Origin of the sequence: Kribbella sp. NPDC056861 (assembly GCF_040687575.1) — a bacterium.
Lineage (GTDB): Bacteria > Actinomycetota > Actinomycetes > Propionibacteriales > Kribbellaceae > Kribbella.
The window spans coordinates 444596-463992 of sequence record NZ_JBFBNQ010000006.1; the positions used below are offsets into that span (position 1 = coordinate 444596).

Annotated in this window: 4 protein-coding genes; 1 reads left to right on the plus strand and 3 read right to left on the minus strand. The window is 69.1% G+C overall.

From position 1 onward, the window contains the following. Position 1 precedes the first annotated feature (1 nt). Positions 2-172, minus strand: a complete 171-nt coding sequence (locus tag AB0P21_RS30315) for a hypothetical protein (RefSeq protein ID WP_363700753.1) — start codon at positions 170-172, stop codon at positions 2-4. 133 nt (positions 173-305) lie between these two features. Between AB0P21_RS30315 and upp the strand changes: the two genes are divergently transcribed. Next, positions 306-947 carry a uracil phosphoribosyltransferase gene (upp, locus tag AB0P21_RS30320; protein WP_363700755.1) on the plus strand — a complete coding sequence of 214 codons (642 nt, stop codon included), beginning with the start codon at positions 306-308 and terminating at the stop codon, positions 945-947. Between the two features lie 3 nt (positions 948-950). On the opposite strand, the gene AB0P21_RS30325 is transcribed toward upp, so the two are convergent. Together AB0P21_RS30325 and AB0P21_RS30330 are read right to left on the minus strand one after the other, a co-directional pair. Further along, positions 951-3491: a right-handed parallel beta-helix repeat-containing protein gene (locus AB0P21_RS30325; RefSeq protein WP_363700757.1), complete on the minus strand. Its 2541-nt coding sequence runs from the start codon at positions 3489-3491 to the stop codon at positions 951-953. A 25-nt stretch (positions 3492-3516) separates the two neighbouring features. Continuing rightward, the gene (locus AB0P21_RS30330; RefSeq protein ID WP_363700759.1) at positions 3517-19305 is read right to left on the minus strand and encodes a hypothetical protein; all 15789 of its coding nucleotides are present in this window, start codon (positions 19303-19305) and stop codon (positions 3517-3519) included. Positions 19306-19397: the final 92 nt, after the last annotated feature.

Sequence of the window (19397 nt, forward strand, 5' to 3'; positions counted from 1 at the left end):
GTCAATGATGGTAGGTGGCGCGGCGCATGGCGGCGCGGATCCGGCGGACCCTGGTACGGCGTGGGGCCACCCGGGCGCGGAGGGCACGGGCTTCTTCCAGTTCGCGGAGGAAGGCGGCGCGACGGCGGAGGCGGTCGAGTTGTTCGGGCGACTTGCCGGTGTGTTCGGGCACGGGCGGCACCGTCCTGGGTCGGTTTCGGAGAGGCGCCCCGGGGCGGGGGCCGGCTGACCTAAATCGACTGCAGATCCATCCTAAAAGTGCGGACGGTTTCCGGTAGCGAATCGCCGACGGTAGCGTTCGGCGCATGCAGATCCTCGTCGTGGACCACCCGCTCGTCGCCCACAAGCTCACCACGCTGCGGGACGAGCGGACGGATTCGCCGACTTTCCGGCGGCTGACCGAGGAGCTCGTCACGCTGCTCGCGTACGAAGCCACCCGGGACGTCCGGACCGGCCCGATCACCGTCACCACCCCGGTCGCCGAGGCCGAGGGGATCAAGCTGACCTCCCCCAAGCCGCTGGTGGTCCCGATCCTGCGGGCCGGGCTCGGCATGCTGGAGGGGATGACCCGGCTGCTGCCGACCGCCGAGGTCGGCTTCCTGGGGATGATCCGCAACGAGGAGACCCTGGACGCCTCGACGTACGCCGAACGCCTCCCGGAGGACCTGCACGGCCGGCAGTGCTACGTGCTGGACCCGATGCTGGCGACCGGCGGCACGCTGGCGGTGGCGATCCAGTTCCTGGTGGACCGCGGCGCCGACCACATCACCGCGATCTGCATCCTGGCCGCGCCGGAGGGGGTCGAGCGGATCGAGCGCGAGCTCGCCGACCTGGACGTCCCCTGCACGCTCGTCATCGCCGGGATGGACTCGCACCTGAACGAGAAGGGCTACATCGTCCCGGGCCTCGGCGACGCGGGCGACCGCCTGTACGGCGTAGCGCAGTAGCCCTCAGGAGTTCGCGGTGTAGTCGATCGGCAGGTCGCTGGCTTCCAAGCTGACCAGCTGCTCCGGGGTCGGAGCGGTGATGGTGGCGAGCCGGTAGGCCTGCCGCTCGGTCATCTGCTGGAAGATCTGCCGGGCCGACCGGCCGTTGCCGAAGCCCTCACCGCGCGGCAGCACCTGGAACATCTCCGAGAGCGCCGTCCGGGCGTCCGCGGACAGCTCGTACTGGTGCTCGCCGGCGTGGTACTCGAAGATGTCGACCAGCTCGGCCGGGGTGTAGTCGTCGAAGAGCAGCGTCCGAGTGAACCGCGACGACAGACCAGGGTTGGAGCCGATGAAGCGGCCCATGTCGTTGACGTAGCCGGCCACGATCACCACCAGGTCCTCGCGGTGGTCCTCCATCATCTTGACCAGCGTCGCGATCGCCTCGGCGCCGAAGTCGTTGCCGATCCCGACCGGGGCGAGCGAGTACGCCTCGTCGATGAACAGCACGCCGCCGAGCGCCTGGTTGACCGCGGCCTGCGTCTTCGGACCGGTGTGGCCGACGTACTCGCCGACCAGCGCGGTCCGGTCCACCTCAACCAGGTGGCCCTTGCGCAACAGGCCGAGCGCCTTCAGCACCCGGCCGTACAGCCGCGCGACCGTCGTCTTGCCCGTTCCCGGGTTGCCGGCGAAGACCAGGTGCCGGCTCAGCGGCGGCGCCGGCAGACCGGCCTCCTGCCGCATCCGGACCGCCTGCATCAGGTTCACCATCGACTGGACGTCGCGCTTGACCCGGCCCAGACCGATCTGCTCCTCGAGCTCGGCCAGCACGTCCTCGAGCTTCTCGTCCTCCGGCGGCATGCTCTCCTCGAGCGTGCCCACCGGACCGACCGTCACCGGCGCCGCACCACCCGTCCCGGCGGCGGCCGCGGCCGTCTCCACGGGAGCCATCGGGACGCCGTCCACAGTGCAGTCCTCGAACACCGGCTTCGCGCCGTCGTCCTGGCCGACCGCCCCGTCACAGTCCCGGATGCGCACGTGCCGCAGTACCGGCGTACAGGCCTTGCTCAGATGCAGTGCCGGGTACTTCGTGCCGACCACGTCGCAGTCGCTGTAGGTCCCTGCGGCCTTGTCTGCAAGGTAGATCCCGTTCTTGGCGACCCCGGTGACCCGCAGCCCGGTCACGATCGGCGCCACCCCGGACCAGACCACCAGCCCGGATCCTTCGCACCTCTCGATCGTGCTGCCGGTGATCTCGGCACTCGCGCCGGTCCCGATCACGATCCCGGCCGCCTTCGTCTTACTGACCCGTACTGCGTTCAGCTCGACGAACCCCGACCCGGACAGCTCCACCCCGGTCCCCGACGTCCCGGCCACCGAGCACGTCTCCAGGCTGGCCGCGGCCGTCGACTCCAGGTGGACGCCGATCGTCCCGCCGGTGATCCGGCAGTCCTCCGCCTTGAGCGTCGCCTCGTCCACCACCGAGAGCGAGGTCAGGCCGATGTCGGTGATCCCGCAGGCGTCGATCTCGACCCGCGAGGCGCCGGTCGCGTGGATACCGTGCTCGGCGCCACCCCGGATCAGGCAGTCGGTCAGTACGACGCTCGCCGACCCGGTCAGGTGGAAGGCGCTGAACTTCGACCGGTCCACCCGGCAGTCGATCAGAGTCGCCTGAGCGCCGTCCGAGAGCAGCAGGCCGTTGGCCCCCGAGTCGGAGACGGCACAGCCCTTCGCGGTCAGCTGAGCCTGGTCCTGAATCACCAGACCGCTGGCCTGGGTGTCCCGCAGCCGGCAGTCGATCATCTCGACCCGGGCCGACCCGGACGCCTGGATAGCGGCTGCCCCGGCCTTGTCGATCGTCAGCTCAGTCAGTACGCCGGTAGCGCCGTCCTCGAGCAGCAGGCCGGCCATGCCCGTCTGGCGTAGTACGGAGTCGGTGAGCTTCACTCGGCTGTCGCCGCGGAGCCGGAAGCCGTAGCCGACGGTGTCGGTCATCCGGAGCCGGGTGGCCTCCAGATACGCGCCGCCGGACAGGACGACGCCGATGCCGTCGATCTTCTCGATGGTGGAGTCCTCGACCTGCGCCCGGACCCGGCCGGACAGGTGCATCGCGGCCAGCCGGCCGCTGCCGAGCTTGGACCGGCGGACCAGCACCGACGTCACGCCGTACCCGCTCAGGTCCGAGCCCTGACCCGCTTCGTTGCCTCGGGCATGGATCCGGCTGCCGGAGACGACACAGTCCTCGATCAGCAGGCCGGCGCCGCCGGAGATGCCGATGGCCGGGGTGTCGGAGTCGTCGCCGGCCCGGACCATCAGGCCGCGCAGGGCGCACTCGAGACCCTCGACCACGATCGTCGGCTGGCCGCTGCCCTTGATACCGACCAGCTCGACACTGCCCTGACCCTGCTCGGCGACGATCACCACCGAGCGGTCGAGCACCAACTGCTCCTGGTACGTGCCCGCCGAGACCACGACCGCATCCCCGGGGCTCGCGGCCTTGACCGCGTCGGCGATCCGCCGGAACGTCCCGCGTCCGCCCTTCGGGGCGACATACCTCGTCGTCACTGGCTCTCCATCAGTTCGTTCCCGGTCACGGTGTCGGGGTCCCCGTCGGCGCGGGGGTCGGCGGCACCTGGACACCAGGCGGCAGGATCACTCCGCCGCTGGTCACCTGCGGCTGTGGCACGGTAACACTGGGCGGAAGGATCAGCGGCGAGGGTGCGGGCGTCGGCTGCGGCGCCGGGCGGGACCACTCCGGGTTCATCGAGGCCCGCAGGGCCGGCGCCAGCATCGACGCCATTCCCTTCTCGAAGAACTTGAGCCCGAAGCCGATCGACATGTCGCCGATGCCGCCCTTCTGGAAGAACCGGCCGGCGCCGAAGCCCATCCCGATGGTGCGCAGCATGCCGATGCTGTTGGCGATCGCGTAGCCGGTCGCGACCGACATGCCGCCCTCGGCCATCGCCTGCCAGCCGGACAGGTGGATGGTCTTGCCGTCCGGGCCCTTGACCCCGAAGATCGCGGCGTTCATCGTGCCGTTCACGAACCCGGTCAGCGGCAGCATCAGCATCCCGAAGCCGTAGTCCCAGGTGCCGCCGCGCCACTTCGTCACGCTGGTGTTGCCGGCGAACTCGACGCCCCACTGGGAGCTGTTGTTGTTCGGCCGCTTGGTGATCAGGGTGCCGCTGTCCAGGTTGCCCATCGTGGTCTTCATGTCCCGCAGCCCGCCGCCGAGCCGGGTCTCGGTCAGCGCCGTACCGGCCGCCGTCCGCAGCGTGGTGCCGACCGCGGCGTTCATCAGCGCCTTGAGCGCGTCCGTGCCGCTGAACGGCCGGTTCTGCGCCTCGGCGATGATGCCCATGATGATCAGGCTGGCCGCGTAGTCGAGGATGAACTCGGTCCCCGCGGTGAGCAGCATCTTCTGGGTCAGCAGCCGCGAGTACGAGACGTAGTTCGACTCGATCCGGAGCGGATCGCCGCCCGGCCGCAGCGTCTTGGCGTCCAGGGTCCAGTCCGAGTGCAGGTGCCACGGCTGCCGCTGGGCGTCGCCGATCCGCGCGTTCCAGCCGCGGAACTCGGTCATCGCGCCGCGGAAGTCGAACTCGTTGCCGGTCAGCGTGAGCCGGCCGTCGCGCATCTCGAAGACCAGTCCGGTGTCGGACCGCTCGCCGACCACCCGGCCGTTGTTGTCCCAGATCTTCCACTGGCCGTGCAGCTTGTCGGTCTCCAGGTAGTTCGCACCCGACGCCGCCCGCTCGCGGACGATCTTGTCGAAGTCGAACTCCTTCCACTGCGCCTGGTCGGAGTTGCCCGCCGGGTTCACGTGGTACTCGCGGACCCGGACCGGCTGTCCGTCCCCGAGGTGCTGCGGCGTCTCGAACCGGACCTGGTGCGGTACCGGTGCGGTGGTCGGGGTGACGTCGCGGAAGTGCGTCGACTGCGCGTTCCACTGCCCCGACCAGGCGCTGGTGCCGTCGCTCCAGCGCCGGTTGAAGGTGACCGCGTCGTCGACCCGCTGGCCGAACTTGTCGAACTCGGCGGCGTGCCAGTTCTGGTTGGACGACTTCCAGGACTCGATGTACCGGCCCTCGTCCAGCATGTGCCGGTCGCGGACCAGGTTGCCCCGGGTGTCGAAGTCGCGGAACGAGTTGTCCCAGCTGATCGACTCGTCCCGCGAGCCCTTGAAGTGGAACCGTTCGCCGTTGACCCCGGTCGGGGTGCCGTTGACGTCCAGCTCGCGCCAGGTCCAGCGGGAGGCGTCGGCCGGGCCGCTCGCCTCGATATAGCGGATCGCCGGGTTCGGCCCGTACGTCGGCACCTGGTGGGACGAGCCGACCAGGTTGCCGTGCGCGTCGCGCTGCACCCAGATGTGGGTGTTGCCCGCCTCCGGGAACTCGCGGACCTCGCCACCGGGACGGCTCTGCCGCACCGAGATCCAGTCCGGCCCCTGACCTGGCTGGTGCGGACCCATCGACGGCTTGAAGTCCTCCCAGCTGTTGCCGGTGTTGTCGAAGACCCGCCAGCCCAGCGCGCCGTCGTTCTCCCAGGCCATCACCGCGCCGCCGCCCGGGTTCGGGTGGACGTCGGTCAGGCCCTCGATGTGGTCGCCGACCTTGAGCTTCGACCCGTCGTGCAGCTTGCCCTCGAACCGGACGAACCGGCCGTCCAGCCCGACGTCGACGAACGACTCGTCGCCCGCGACGTACCGGACGCCGTGGCCCGGGTTGGTCGCGCCGGTGTTCTCCCAGCGATAGATCTGGTACCGCGCGTCGTTGGCGACGTGCGACACGTTGCCCTGCGGGATCGGGTTGCGCTGGACGTAGTCGCGGAACCAGACCGGCGGCCGCTGCTCGCCGACCCGGTGCGCGCTGAGGATGTTGTCGTTGAACAGCTTGGTGCCGCTGCCGACCGGCTTGCCGGCCCTGCCCTGGATCTCCCAGCTGCCCGGCCGCTCCAGCCCGTTGGCGCCGTTCTCGAGCTTGAACTCCTGGTACTGGTTGGCCTGGTCGACCTTGTGCCAGGAGCCCCACTTCTGCTGGGCGATCTCGGTGGTCTGGGCGCCGTTGACCTGCAGCGTGACCCGGTCGGTGAAGCCGTCGCCGACCTTCTCCCAGCTCCGCTGACCGGAGCCGATCAGCAGGCCGTCCGCGTCGAACCGGTGCCAGGTCCAGGCGTCGCCCGCGCCGCGGGTGGCCAGCACGTGGCCGGTGATCTCCTTCTCGGCCTTGGCCATCGGGCCAATCTCGTCCGCGATCGGGTTGTCGTACTTCTGCAGCCCCTGCTGGTAGTGGTGAACCTGCCGGCCGTTGTGGTCGAGGTCGCGCCAGGAGAAGCCGCTGGTGTCGAACTCGCGCTTGCCCCAGTTGCTGACGCCGCCGAGGTTGTCGTACGTCGCCCAGGTGGTGCGCCGGTTGAAGGTACCGAAGCTGAGCGTGTCGGTCTTGCGGAAGCTGTCCATGATCTCGCCGCCCGGCAGCCAGCGCCGTTCGAAGACCTGGACCTCCTTGGCGCTGGAGCTGATCAGCTTGATCTGGCCGTTGCCGACCCCGGTCACCTCGACCTTGCCGGTCTGGAAGACCCCGTCCGCCGTGCCGGTGCCGCCGGTCCGGGTCCAGGTGCTGTTGGCCCGGTCGACGACGTACTTGTACGGCGTCGCCTGGCCGTTGTTGAGCACCGGGAAGCCCTGCTCGGTGAGATTGCCGGCCCGGTTGTACTGGTGGTACTCGCCGTTGCGCGGGCTGCCCGCGGTGACGTGGATCTCGATCTTGGCGTTGCCCTGGGCATCGACCGTGACGCGGTGCGGGGTCGGCATCGCCGTACCGTGCACGTCGGTCCAGGTGACGACGCCGTTCTGGTCGCGGGTGACCCGGCCGCCCAGCTGGCTGGCGCCGAGCGGGTCGAGATCGGTGACCTGGCGAACCGGTACGCCGTGCATGTCGAAGACGTCGTGACCGCCGGGCCGCGGCACGGTGATCTCGCCCGCGGCGGCGTTGACGACCGGCTGGCGACCCGGGATCGGCTGGTAGGCGTTGTCGACCCGCTGAGCCCCCTGGGCGCCGATCTCGAGGAAGCCCTGCTCGCCAGGGATCCCGACTGCCACACCACGCGTCTGGTGTGCGCCGTCGGCGTCGTACACGTGGTAGTTGCCGCCGTCGATCGCCCGGTAGCCGCCGTTGCCGGTCAGCTCGACCGTGCCCGGACCAGGTGCGTCCGCGCGGGTCACCAGGCTCACGTTGCCGTGCACGTCGTGGACGGCGATCAGCTGGTTGTTCGGCTGGACACCCGGCTGGTGCAGCGGGATCCGGCGATCGATCGCGAGACCCGCGTCGTCGAAGGTCCGCGCGATCCCGTTGCCCGGGTCGGTGAGCCGGAAGCCACCACCTGGCAGGACATCCACCTGGTGCGGCAGCTGCGCTCCGAGGTTGTCGATGAAGGAGACAGTGCCGCCGTCGGCCCGGAACAGGTAGACCTGCGCGTTCGGGAAGTCGCCGTGCGCGACCTGGACGCCGACACCCTGCCGGACCCCGTCGCGGCCGAACCACTGGACGTCGTTGAGCCCGTCGTCGACCACCATCGTCTGGCCGTTTGGCAACGTCGTGGTGTGCGTGTTCGGGATCGGCGCGCCGTTCGCGTCGACCAGGTGGACGCCGCCGGCCGGGTTCGGCTCGACGAAGCGGGCCGGTTGCAGCCCGGTCGGGTCGACCACCCGCAGCCCGTCGTTGACGTGCACACCGTCCGGCCCGAACCGCTGACTGTTGCCCTGGGCATCGTTTACCCGGAAGCCGCCGCCCGGCAGGTCCTGGACGTCGAGGTGCTGCGCGTTCGGTCCGGTGAAGTGCGGCTGACCGCCACCGGCCGGGTGCACCAGGGCGTGCCCGTTGTTCACGCCGGTCAGGTGCAGCTGGGCGTCGATCCGGATGCCGTCGCCGTCGTACCCGAAGGAGCGGTTGCCCTCGGTGATCCGGAAGCCGTTGTCAGGCAGCAGATCGACCGTCTGGCCGGGAACCGGGGTGCCCTGCAGGTCCACCACCCGGTGGCCGTTGACCGCGTCGAACTCGATGAACCGGTCGCCGCGGAGACCGTTGCCGTCGACAATCGACCGGCCGTCGCCGAGGTGCACGCCGTCGGCGCCGTACCGCTGCGCGTGGCCGTCGGCGCCGTAGATCCGGAAGCCGCCGTCGTCGAGCCCGCGGACCACGAAGTCGTCGGCGCCGTCGCCGATCAGCTCCAGCCCACCGTCAGGCTGGCGAACGACGAACCGGTCCGGTGAACCGGACAACCCGAAGTGCTCCTCGATCAGCTGGTTCTGGCTGTCGAAGTGGCTGGTGCGGTTGCCCACCGTGACCTGGTGGCCGGTCGGAACCTCCGGCGAGGACCACATGCTGCCGCCACCGACCAGGCGAGGCCGCTCGGCGATCGACGCGTCCAGCAGGTCGTCCAACTGCTGCTGCAGACCGTCGAACTGCACGCCGTGCTTGGCATCGAACGCCTGCTTGGCGATGTCGAGGTTCTGCTGCGCGGTCTGCAGATCGATCCGGGCCTGGTGACCGACCGACAGCCCGCTGGACGGTCCGTCGGCGCGGGTCGCCAGCGCGTCGTACTTCGCCAGGGCGGTCTTGTAGTCGTTCTGGGCCTTCTGCACCGAGGTGAAGTCGTCGATCCGGAGGTTGAGCGCAGCGTCGGTGTCGCCCGGCCGGCGCAGTACGTCGAGCCGCGCCATGCTGTCGGCCTGCCAGACCTCGCCCATCGACTTGGCGGCCGGCGCGCCCTTCCAGGAGGCCGGCTCCATCCGGCCTGCGAACAGGTCGTTGTTGTGCAGCACGTTGCCGCGCAGGTCGGTGGCCAGGTGCTTGAAGTCGGTCTTGCTCCAGCTCTTGTCGAAGGTGTTCATCCCGTCCGCGGCGACCGTGACGCGGACCGAGTCGGCGTCCGCGTCGCGCAGTACGGTGATCGTCAGGTCGTCGGCGTAGCCGGCCTTGCTGACGGTGATCGCGTTGGTCAGGCCGTCGGTGCTGAGCACTGACTTCGAGGTGACGTTCTCCAGCCCGGTGAACTTGCGCAGGTTGTCCAGCTCGAACGACTTGGCGAAGTCGTCGAAGGCCGACGCGGACGACATTCCCGGCCACTTGGCGCCGATCACGTCGTCGTACGCCGAGACCGGGATCTGGTCGGCCCGGACCGGGATGATCGTCATCCCGTTCTCGACCCGGTTCGGTCCGGTCCGGATCAGGTTGGTCGGCGCCAGGGTGACCTCCCACTGGCTCTGGTTCCAGGCCCGTGCCTCGTCCGGCAGCGCCTGGTAGCCCGGCGGGTAGGACATCGACAGCTTGCCGTGCCCGGCCGGTACCTCGATCTCGAAGACGAACCGGTTGCTGGCGACGCCGTTCTTGGCCCACTCTTCCTGGAACTTGATGTTGTTCGAGGTCGAGCTGGGCAGCCGGTCGAGGAACTCGTCGGCCTTGGCGCTGACCGGGTCCATCGAGACCCCGCGGTACAGGATCACGTCGGCGTCCGGGCCGGCCAGCCGCAGGCCCTTGGTGATCTCGGCGAAGTCCTTCGCCTTGCCGATCAGGGTGCCGTCCTCCAGCGCGAGCGGGTTCACGTACCCCTCGAAGCCACGCTTGGAGGTGAAGGAACCGCCCATCACGTCCTTCATCAGGTGCTCGACAGCCTTGTTCTCGGCGGCCGCGGTGAGGTGCGTGCGGGACAGGTCGACCTGGTTGGTCCAGTGCGCCGGGTTGCCGTGCAGGTTGGTCGGCAGCGTGGGGGTGGGCAGGTGAGTGGTACTGGTCGGTGCGGGGCCGTGGAAGCTGCCGTCGAAGCCGTAGCGGACCGGGCCACCCGGCGTACCGACGAACAGCTCGTCGCCGACCGTCTTCATCGGCCAGACGCCGGCGTCGTTGACGGTGCCGTCCAGCTGGCCCATCACACCCTTGACGTTGGCGATCTGACCGCCGAGCGGGCCGTCGGTCAGGTGGATGCTCTGCCCGACCAGGTTCGGCCGGCCGAAGCCCTTGGTGAACGTCCACTTCGCCAGCTCGTCGCCGTTCGCGGCCAGCTGGGTGACGGTGATCTCCCGGCCTGCCACCGATCCGGTGAACTCACCGGCCCGGGTGCCGGTGAACTGGACCGTGTTGTTCTCGATCTGGTAGCTGACGCCACCACCCGGTACTTCGAACTGCCGGCCGGCGCCGGGCCCCTTCGGCTTCTTCGACACATGGCCGAGGTCGTCCATCAGCTGGTCGGGGTCCATCGAGTACTTGCGCTTGAAGCCGGCCTTGGCGACGTCCAGATCGGCCTGTGCCGCGTTCAGGTCCAGCTTGACCTGGTCGCCGACCGAGAGCCCGCCGCCGGTGGAGCCGCCGTCGGGGCGGGAGCCGTGCAGACCGGCGTTGATGTTCGCCTGCTGCAGGTTGTAGTCGCTCTGCCGGATCCGGGCGAAGTCCTCCATCTTGGCGGCGATCGTCGCCTCGGAGTCGCCGGCCTGGCGGAAGACGTTCGCGTGCGCGGCGTAGTCGGCGGCCCAGTCGGGAGTGGCCTGCTTGGTGGTGCCCAGGTCGACCGGCCGCTTGCTCCACTCGGCCGGCTTCGACATGCTCACGAACAGGTCGTTGTCGTGCAGCGTGCCGGCCTTCAGGTCGGTCGCGATGTTGCCGAACTGCTCCTTGCTCCAACTGTGGTTGAAGCTGGTCCTGCCGTCGGCGGTGACGGTGACCCGGACCGCGTCGGCGTCCAGGTCGCGGGTGACGACGATGGTCAGGTCGTGCCCGTTCATTCCGGGCTTGCTGACCACGATCTCGTTGACCAGGTTGTCGGTCATCTTCGAGGTCGACGTCACGTCGGCCATCCCGGGGAACTTCTGCAGACTGGCCTGGTCGAAGCCACGGGCGAAGTCGTCGAACGCCGACTCCGAGGACATCCCCGGCCACTTCGCGCCGATCAGCCCGTCCAGCTGGCTCTCCGGGATCTGGGTGGCCCGGACCGGGATGACGGTCATCCCGTCCTTGACGAACGAGTCACCGGTGCGCTGCAGCACGGTCGGCGACAGGGTCACCTCGAACTGGTTGCTCCAGGCATCGGCTTCGCGCGCGCTCGGGTGGTAGCCCTCCGGGTAGGACATCGACAGCTTGCCGTGCCCCGGCGGTACGTCGATCTGGAACACGACCCGCTTGCTCAGGTCGGCGTCCTTGGCCCAGGTCTTCTGGAAGTCCCAGTTGCTCGAGGTCGAGGCGGGCAGCCGCTCGATGAAGGTGTCGCCCTTCGCGGTCGCCGAGTCCATCGCCAGCCCGCGGTACACGGTGGTGTTGCCGACCGGGCCGTCGAACATGACGTCCTTGGCCACCTCGTTGAAGCTGCGGACGTCGTTGCTCAGGTTCCGGCTCTGCACCAGCGGGTCGACGTACCCGTCGAAACCCTTCTTCGAGGTGAACGCGCCCTCGCGGACCTTGACCATCATGTCGCTGACGTGGTCGTACTTCGCGGCGGCGGTCAGGTGGGTGCGGGACAGATCGGCCTGCGCGGTCCAGCGGGCCAGGTCGTCGCCCTGGAGATGCACCGGCGGCACGGTCTCGGGCAGCTTCGAGGTCAGGCCGGCCTCGATCTTGACGAAGTTGCCGCCGCGGTCGTAGACCTGCGCGCCGGCCGAGGACGGCACCTGGAAGTTGTCCTGGTAGTACCGGGTCGGCAGTTCGTTGCCATGGGCATCGAAAGTCGAGCCGTTCGAGGGCCGGCCGGTGTCGATCTCGGTCTTCAGCTTCTGGCCGTTGAAGTCGCCGCCGTTCAGGGTCAGCTCGTCCGACTTCAGGATCGGGAAGTTGCGGGCGTTCAGCTCGTAGTCGAGGGTCCGGACGATCGCGCCGTCGGCGTTGGTCTCGGTGATCCGCAGCGCCTTGCCGTCCAGCACCCCGTCGAACGCGCCGGCCCGGCCGCCGGTGAAGTTGACCGAGCCGCCGTCGAGCTTGAACATCGCCCCGCCCTCGGGCACCGGGAACTGGCCCGGAGCTCCGGCGGGCAGCCGCGGCCGATCCTTCAGCGACTGCTTCAGCAGGTCGTCCAGCTGGGTCTGGATGGCGTTCGGGTCCAGGTCGTACTTGCGCTGGAAGCCGGCCTTCGCCAGCGCCAGGTCGGACTGGGCCTGGCCCAGCTCGATCCGCATCTGGACCCCGACCGGCAGGTTGGTGGAGGTGCCGTCGAACCGGTGCCCGTGCTCGGCCAGGTCCTGCAGCGCGTGCTTGACGTTCAGGTCCGCCTGCTGGACCAGCCGGAAGTCCTCCATCTTGGCGTTGACCATCGCGTCGGTGTCACCCGGCCGGCGGAAGACGTTCGTCTTCGCCTCGAGGTCCTTCGCCCAGCTGTCGTTCAGGTCGAGCTGCTTGCCCTTGCCCTTGATGTCGAGCGGGGCCGAGCCGGCCAGGTCGTCCCAGGCGGCGGGCTTCGGCAGGTTGGTGAACTGCTCGTTGTTGTGCAGTACGCCGCCGCGCAGGTCGGTGGCCAGGTTGTTGAACTGCTGGCCGCTCCAGGTCTTGTCGAACTTGACCAGGCTGTCCGACTCGATGGTCACCCGGACCGAGTCGGCCTGCGGGTCGCGGGTCACCGTGATGTGCATGTCGTTGCCCTGGGCACCCGGCTTGCCGACGGTGATCTTGTTGACCATCCCGTCGGTGCTGAGCACCGACTTCGCGGTGACGTTCTCCAGGTCGGGGAACTGCCGCAGCGCGGACAGCTCGAAGGACTTGGCGAAGTCGTCGAACGCCGTACCGGAGGCCAGCCCGGACCACTTCTCGGTGATCAGGTCGTCGTACGCCGACGGCGGGATCATCTCGGCCTTGACCGGGATCACCGTGATGCCGTTGTCCAGGGTGCGGCTCGGCCCGGTCCGGACCAGGTTGGTCGGCGCCAGGGTGACCTCGAACTGGTCCTGGTTCCAGGCCTTCGCCTCGCCGGCGCCCGGCTTGTAGCCGTCGGGGTAGGACATCGACAGCTTGTTGTGCGCGGGCGGCACGTCGATCTCGAAGACCACCCGGTTGCTGTTGACGCCGTTCTTGGCCCACTCGTCCTGGAACTTCACCGTGCTGGAGGTGGACAGCGGCAGCCGCTCGGTGAACAGGTCGGCCTTGGCCGCGGCCGGGTCCATCGAGACCCCGCGGTACAGGGTGATGTTGTCGGCCGGGCCCTTGGTGAGCAGGTCCTTGGTGACGTCGTGGAAGTTCTGCATCTTGCCGAGCAGCGTGCCGTCGCCGAGCGCCGTCGGGTTGACGTAACCCCCGTAGCCCTTCTTGGAGGTGAAGCTGCCGCCGGCGACGTCCTTCATCAGGTTCTCGACGGCCTTGTTCGAGCCCGCCTCGTTGAGGTGCGTGCGGGACAGGTCGGCCTGCGCGGTCCAGCGGGTCGCGTCGTCGCCGGTCAGCTTCAGGCTCGGCGGCAGTTCCGCAGTACCGAGCTTGTCGCCGGGGTGTGCGCCCGGGCCCTGGAAGAAGCCGTCCCGGTCGTACTTGAACAGGCCGCCCGGGCCGGCGACGACGATCTCGTCGCCGCTCGCCTTGACCGGCAGGCCGCCCCGGACGTCGTCGACGACGCCGTCCAGCTTGCCCGCGGTCCCTTGCAGGTCGAGGAACTTGCCCGCCAGCGGTCCGTCGCCCAGCGTCAGCGTCTCGCCGATCACACTCGGCCGGAAACCCGGCTTCATCGTCCACGAGTGCAGCACGGTGTCACCGGTGCCGAGCTTCTGGACGATCATGTTGCCATCGGCACCTGTTTGCAGGCGGAACGAGTCCGAGCCCTCGCCGGCCAGCTTGAAGGCGCGGCCGTCCCGGACCAGCTGTACGCCGTCCGCGCCCGGCAGGTCGATCCCGCGACCCGGCCGGCCGCTGGCGCCCAGCAGCCCCGGGTGCGTCTGCAGGTCCAGCGTCTTGAGCATCGAGAGCCAGTCGGCGGTCGCGTCCGCGTCCAGGTTGTGCAACTGGGTGAACGCGGCCTTCGCCTCGACCAGCTGCTGCTCGGCGAGCTGGATCTCGAGCTTCGCCTGGTCGCCCACCGACGGCATCGACGACGAGCCGTCCACCCGTCCGGTCTGCGGCCCGAAGTCGCGCTTGATCGAGTCGAGCTCGAGCTGCGCCTTCTCCACGGCGGCCCAGTCGTCCATCCGCTGGAACACCTGGGCGTCGCTGATGCCGTCGCCGCGGAACGGCTCGGCCTTCTGCCACTGCCAGGGCTGCGGCAGGTTCATGAACTGCTCGTTGTTGTGCAGGACGCCGCCGCGCAGGTCGGTGGCGATGTGCTTGAAGTCGGTCTTGCTCCAGGTCTGGTCGAACTTGTTCACGCCGTCGGAGGCGATCGTCACCCGGACCGAGTCGGCCTTCGGGTCGCGCATCACGGTGATGGTCAGGTCGTCGCCGAAGCCCTGCTTGCTGACCGTGGTGGTGTGGGTCAGGCCGTCGGTGCTCAGCACCGACTTCGCGGTCACGTTCTCCAGGTCGGGGAACTGCTTCAGCGCGCTCAGCTCGAACGACTTCACGAAGTCGCCGAACGCCGACTCCGACGACAGGCCCGGCCACTTGGCGGTGATCACCGACTCGTACATCGACGGCGGGATCGGCTCGGCCTTGACCGGGATGACGGTGATCCCGTTGTCCAGCGTGCGGCTCGGCCCGGTCCGGACCAGGGTGGTCGGGCCGAGGGTGACCTCGAACTGGCTCGCGTTCACCTCGGGAGCGCCGCCGGCCACCGGCTTGTAACCCTCGGGGTACGACATCGCCAGCTTGCTGTGCCCCGGCGGTACGTCGATCTCGAAGACCACCCGGTTGCTGTTCACCCCGTTCTTGGCCCAGTCGTCCTGGAACTTCATCGAGGTCGAGGTGGAGATCGGCAGCCGCTCGGTGAAGGCGCCGGCCTTCGCGCTGCCCGGGTCCATCGAGACCCCGCGGTACACGGTGATGTTGTCCTCGGGGCCCTTGAAGGCCAGCTCCTTCGCGACGTTCTCGAAGTTGTGCACCTTGGCGATCAGGGTGCCGTCCTTCAGCGACTGCGGGTTGACGTACCCCTCGAAGCCCTTCTTGGAGGTGAACGAGCCGCCCGCGACGTCCTTCATCAGCAGGTCGATGTTCTTGTTCTGCACCGCCGCCGTCAGGTGCGTCTGGGAGATCTCCGCCTGCGCGTTCCAGCGGGTCAGGTCGTTGCCGGTCAGGTTGCCGGGGGCAACTGGCTTCGGCAGGTCGCCGGCCACCGACGGAGCGCCGCCGTGGAAACTGCCACCCTTGTCGTAGGACAGCGGGCCGCTCGGCGACGCGACGACGAACCCGTCGTCGGTCAGCTTCACCGGCAGCTTGTTGCCGTGCAGGTCGGTCACCAGGGCCTTGTCGAACGACCCCATCCGGCCTTCCAGGCTGATCGGCTGACCGTCGAACAGGCCGCCGTTCAGCGGGAACGACTCGCCGATCTGGTTCGCCCGGCCGCCGAAGCCGAGCGAGTAGGTCCAGTTGTGCGCGGCCTTGCCGCCGGCCCCCATCTCGGTGATGGTCAGGATCTTGCCGTCCAGCGAACTGCTGAACGCGTCGGCCTTCGGTCCGCTGAAGCTGACCTGGGTGCCGTTCAGCTCGAACTTCGTCCCGCCGCCACCCGGTACGTCGAACTCGCGGGCGACGCCGCCGAGCAGCCGCGGACGATCCTTGATCGAGTCCAGGGTGAGCTTCTCGAGCTGCTGCTGGATGCCGTCGGCGCTGAGGCCGTGCTTGCCCTCGAACGTCGTCTTGGCGTAGTTCAGGTCGGCCTCGGCGGCGCGCAGGTCGATGTGCACCTGGTCGCCGACCGCGGGGCCGGTCGAGGGTCCGTCGGCCCGGTGACCGTGCACCGCGACGTTCTCCAGCGCGTTGTCGAAGTGCGTCTGGGCCCGCTGGACCTGACCGAAGTCGGCCATCTTGGCGTTGACCATCGCGTCGGTGTCGCCGGGCTTGCGGAACACCCCGGCCTTCGCCGCCAGGTCGGCGTCCCAGGTCGCGCTGAGCGGCTGGTTGTCCAGCTTGCCCTGCGCGTTGTAGTGGAAACCGGCGCCCTTCTGGTCGATCAACTGGACGCCGCCGTTGTCGAGCTGGCGGACCTTGATGTCCGGGGCGATGTCGCCGGTCACCGAGGTGACCCGGAACTCGCCGCCCGGCCGGGTGACCAGGATCTGGTCGGTGGGGCGCAGTACGCCGTCGGCCTTGGTGAGCCGCAGGCCCTGGTCGATCACGATGCCGCTGCTGTCGAAGCGGGTGGTGTTGCCGGTCACCGAGTCGGTGAAGCGGAGGTTGCCGCCGGGCAGGACGTCCATCCGGCCGTCGGGGCCGCCGCCGTACAGGTTGTAGCTGGTCATGCCCCCTTCGGTCCGCTCGACCTGGACGTAGGCGCCGGGGCGGTCGGTCAGGCCGTTGAGCGGGATCTCGACCTTGCTGGCGAGCGAGTTGGTGCCGATGCCGGAGTTGCCCATGTCGAAACCCTTGGCCAGCGAGTAGCCGGGGTCGCGGAAACCTGGGTTGTGGGCGCCGAGGTTGCTGGTGTTGAGGGTGGGGGTGTTCAGGCTCTGCGCGCCGAGGTTGTCGACCGCCGCGGCGGGCTGGGGGTGCAGCGGGACCAGCTGGGTGTCGAGGGCGGCGTGGGGGTTCACGCCGTGACCCGGTACGCCGACGTTGCCGGGGATCGCGGTGCTGCCCGGGAGGCTGGTGGAACCGGGGAGGTTGCCGGCCAGGTTGGTGGGCGGCAGGTTGGCGGCGAGGTTGGTGCCGCCGGGGAGGTTGGGCGTCGCGAGGTTGGTGCCGCCCGGGAGGTTGGGCGTCGCGAGGTTCGTGCCACCCGGCAGGTTCGGGGTCGCGAGGTTCGCGCCGCCCGGGAGGTTCGGGGTCGCTAGGTTCGCGCCACCCGGCAGGTTCGGGGTCGCCAGGTTCGTGCCACCCGGAAGGTTGGGCGTTGCCAGGTTGGTGCCACCCGGGAGGTTGGGCGTCGCCAGGTTGGTGCCACCCGGCACGGCGGCCGGCTGGACGTGCAGATCGACCGCACGGCTCGGCAACGCGACCTGCTGGATGTTCACCGACGGCACGGTCGGCGCGTTCTGGGCGCCGGCCAGACCTGGGTTCTCGATCTTGATCGTGGTCGGGGCCGGGGTCTTGAAGTCCGCGCCGGCCAGGTTCACGTTGACGTTGACGTCGGTGCCGACCGGCTTGGTGGTGTGCAACGCCGGCGGGGTGACGCCCTGGCTGGTCACGTTCGGGTTGTGCACCAGGTCGAGCGCGGCGTTGATCCGGTCGACGGCCGGCGGGTTCAGCGCCTGGACGCCGTTGAAGTGCGCCGGGGTCGGCGTGTTCAGGATCTCGTCGATGCTGAGCTTGAAGTGGTTGGCCTGGAAGCCGCCGGTGACGCCCTCGCCGATCGAGCTGCCGAAGTGCGGCGAAACGGCCGGCTGGTTGTTGCGGATCGCGGAGCCGGCCAGGTCGCTCAGCCCGGCGCCGTTCGCCGACGGGATCGGCACGTGCAGGTTGCCGATGTTGTTCAGGCCGGGCGACTGTACGCCGATGTTGTTCAGGCCCGGTGCGTGCACGTTGACGCTGTTCAGGCCCGGCGCCTGCACGCTGATGTTGTTCAGGTGCTGCCCGGCCGTGAACTCCGGCGTACCGATGTGCGGCGACGGGATGTTGCCGACGACGGCGTTCCCGTTGAAGGTCGGGGTGTTCACGTGCACCGGCGGCGGGGTGGCGCCGGTGGCGATGTGGATCGGCAGCACCGGGGTGCCGACCTGGGGCTGGACCAGGTTGCCGACGATGTTGGACGGCATCTGCGGCGTACCGATGTGCGCGGCCGGGATGTTGCTGCCGACCGGGAGGGCCGGGATGTTCGTACCGGCGTTGCCCGGCAGGTGGATGCCGCCCGGGGTGACCGTGGTCGGCGGGGTGATGCTGACGCCGAGGTCGCCGCTCTTGATCCCGCCGACGTTGATGTTGATGTCGTCGATCGCGGTGAAGGCGTGCCCGGCGCTGAACCCCGCGCCGGAGGCGTTCTCGAAGCCCTTGACGTTGATCATCGGGATTCTGATCTCGGGCGTCTTCAGCTGGGTGACGAACTTGCTCCAGCCCCCGCCGGCGGCCGCGGTGTCGATCGGGATCGCGCCGATCCCCCGGCCGATCGCGCTCGTCATCGGCATCCCGAAGACGTTGGTGCCCTGCAGGCCACGGCCGACCACGCCGACCTTCAGCGCCGAGGTGAAGGCCTGCCAGTTGCCCATCCCGAGGGCCCGGAAGGCGCGGATCTCGTCGGCGGCGACGGGCAGGAAGATCCGGGTCCACTGCATCCCGCCGAAGTGGGCGGCGGTGAACTTCCAGGTGTTGATGGCGCCGGTGGCGAAGCCCTTGCCGATGCCGGCCAGCCCGCGGCCGAGGGCGGCCGGCATGCCGGCGAACGCCGTACCGAGGCCCTTGATCCCGTTCAGCGCGATCTTGCCGAAGTTGTTGCCGAAGTTGGCGGCGTTGACCGGGAAGTTGCGGATGTTCTTGACCACGAACAAACCGGTCTCGCGGATCGCGATGTTGGCCAGCGCCGGCATGCTCTTCAGGCCGGTCAGCAGCCCGTTGAACAGGAACTCCTTGCTGAAGATCTGCTTGAAGCTCTGCGCGATGCCCTTGACGCCGGCCCCGATGCCCTTGCCGATCGCCTTCACGATGCTGAAGATCGGCAGCGCCTTGGTGGTCGGCGCGATCAGGCCGAGCCCGGCCAGGAACAGGTCGAGGAAGCTCGCGTCACCCTTGGCGACGTCGACGATGGTCTTGATGAAGATGGCCAGGTTGACCGCCAGCGCGAGCAGCGCGATCGGGCCACCGAAGATCAGCGCCGGGATGATCAGGATGATCGCCAGCCACTTGAAGGCTTCCCAGAACGCGTCGCACTCGGAGATCGGCAGCTGGATGTCGGAGACACCGTTGATCCGGCCGGCGTACGTCGAGGCCTGCTCGGACTGGTACTCACCGGCCGACTTGGCGGCGTTCTTCTGGTTCTCCCGCTCCGGGTCGTCCTCGGCCAGCCCGCGGCCGGCGTTCAGGGCGGCGTCGGCCTTGGCCTGCTGCTCGATCACCACGCCGCGCCACTCGCGCAGCGCGGTGGCCGACGTCTCGAAGGCGGCCGCGACGTCCTCGACGTGCCCGCGCAGCCGGCCGTCGACCTTGCCGCGGAGCGCCTCGGCGGTCTGACCGACGAAGACCGAGTCGTCGTTCTTGTTCATCACGGCCTCGATCGCGGTCAGGATCTCCCGCGCCTTGCCGCCCATCTTCTGGAAGCCGTCCGCCAGCGCATTGATTCGTTCGGGATCGCCCGGTGTGGGGTCACCCCCCAGACCGATCGAATCCCAGTCACCTGGCCGTGGCATCCCGAACCCTCCCTCACGCCGAAGTGGTCCCTCCGGAAAGTCCACGCGTGAGAGCGCTCCGAGGTTCAGATCCGGGCCGGATCGGCCCGGGA